The organism is Methylobrevis pamukkalensis, assembly GCF_001720135.1.
Taxonomy (GTDB): domain Bacteria; phylum Pseudomonadota; class Alphaproteobacteria; order Rhizobiales; family Pleomorphomonadaceae; genus Methylobrevis; species Methylobrevis pamukkalensis.
The window spans coordinates 1-1652 of sequence record NZ_MCRJ01000245.1 but is presented as its reverse complement, the minus strand read 5'-3'; the positions used below and the strand labels follow the sequence as shown (position 1 = coordinate 1652).

General features: G+C 69.2%; 2 protein-coding genes. Both read right to left on the bottom strand.

Features of this window, described 5'->3' with window-relative positions:
- A partial coding sequence (locus A6302_RS20240; protein WP_069308515.1) for an NAD(P)(+) transhydrogenase (Re/Si-specific) subunit beta occupies positions 1-1021 on the bottom strand: 1021 nt, incomplete at its 3' end.
- 4 nt (positions 1022-1025) lie between these two features.
- Positions 1026-1514 carry a proton-translocating transhydrogenase family protein gene (locus A6302_RS20235; protein ID WP_069308514.1) on the bottom strand — a complete coding sequence of 163 codons (489 nt, stop codon included), beginning with the start codon at positions 1512-1514 and terminating at the stop codon, positions 1026-1028.
- Positions 1515-1652 lie beyond the last annotated feature (138 nt).

The following is a 1652-nucleotide window of genomic DNA, read 5'->3' as shown; positions in this document are numbered from 1 at the left end:
TCGACGCCTCGTGCTTGAGCTTGTCGGCCATCTCGCGCAGCGCATGCTGGGCCTGCGCCACCGCCATGCCGTAGCCCGGCACGATGATCACCTTGGAGGCGTTCTTCATGATGAAGGCCGCGTCCTCGGCCGAGCCCTGCTTCACCGGCCGGGTTTCCACCGCGCCGCCGCCGGGGCCGGCGGTCTCGCCGCCGAAGCCGCCGAGGATCACCGAGATGAACGACCGGTTCATGCCCTTGCACATGATGTAGCTGAGGATCGCGCCCGACGAGCCGACCAGCGCGCCGGTGATGATCAGCGCCGTGTTGCCCAGGGTGAAGCCGATGCCCGCCGCCGCCCAGCCCGAGTAGCTGTTCAGCATCGACACGACGACCGGCATGTCCGCGCCGCCGATCGGGATGATGATCATCACGCCCAGCACCAGCGAGGCCACCACGATCAGCCAGAACACCGCATGGCTCTCGGTGTTGACCAGCACCGCGATCAGCACCACCAGCAGCAGCGCGAGGCCCGCGTTGATCACGTGCCGCCCCGGCAGCATGATCGGCTTGCCGCTCATCCGCCCGTCGAGCTTGAGGAAGGCGATCACCGAGCCGGTGAAGGTGATCGCGCCGATCGCCACGCCGAGGCTCATCTCGACCAGCGCCTGGGCGTGGATCGCCCCGACCTCGCCGATGCCCAGCGCCGAGGGCGCATAGAGCGCGCCGGCCGCCACCATCACCGCCGCAAGGCCGACGAGCGAGTGGAACGCCGCCACCAGCTGCGGCATCGCCGTCATCGGGATCTTCCTGGCGATCACCGCGCCGGCGCCGCCGCCGATCGCCAGCGCCAGCACGATCAGACCGATCGAGCCGAACGACAGGTGCACCCCGGCCAGGGTCGTGAGGATCGCGATCCCCATGCCGATCATGCCGTAGAGATTGCCCTGGCGCGACGTCACCGGGCTCGAGAGACCACGCAGTGCCATGATGAACAGCACCGCAGAGACGAGGTAGAGGCTCGCCATCACATTCGCGGACATCGCCTCACCCCTTCTTCTTGTACATGGCCAGCATCCGGCTCGTCACCAGGAAGCCGCCGAAGATGTTCACCGCCGCCAGCACCACCCCGACGAAGCCGAAGCCCCGCGCCATGATCGCCCCGTCCGACGACGCCAGATCGACGCCCACCGACAGCAGCGCGCCGACGATGATCACCGACGAGATCGCGTTGGTCACCGACATCAGCGGCGTGTGCAGCGCGGGCGTCACCGACCACACCACGTAGTAGCCGACGAAGATCGCCAGCACGAAGATCGACAGCCGGAACACGAACGGGTCGATCGCCCCGCCCGACAGCGCATGCGCCGCCGCGCCGAGCCCGTCGGCGAACGCGCCGTCATGCCCGGCCGTGATCTGGTCTGCATAGCCGGCGGCGGTGCGCGCCGCCTCCGCCGCCGCATCGGCGGCTTCCCGCGCCGCCTCCGCCGCAGCCCGGGCGCGCTCCAGCGCTTCCTCCGGTGATAGTGTCGCCATGGTCGTTGTCCCCTTGGAATGTCAGGCGCCGGTGCCGGGCACCGCGCGAGGTTCGGTTGGCCTCATGGATGATGGAAGGCGGGCGTGGGTGTGGGTCGGGCGGGTCGTCGAAGGAGTGCGGGCATGCCTGCATCTGCC

Excerpts from the sequence above, each read along its gene's own strand:
- A6302_RS20235 (WP_069308514.1), bottom strand. The coding sequence starts at position 1,514 with ATGGCGACACTATCACCGGAGGAAGCGCTGGAGCGCGCCCGGGCTGCG.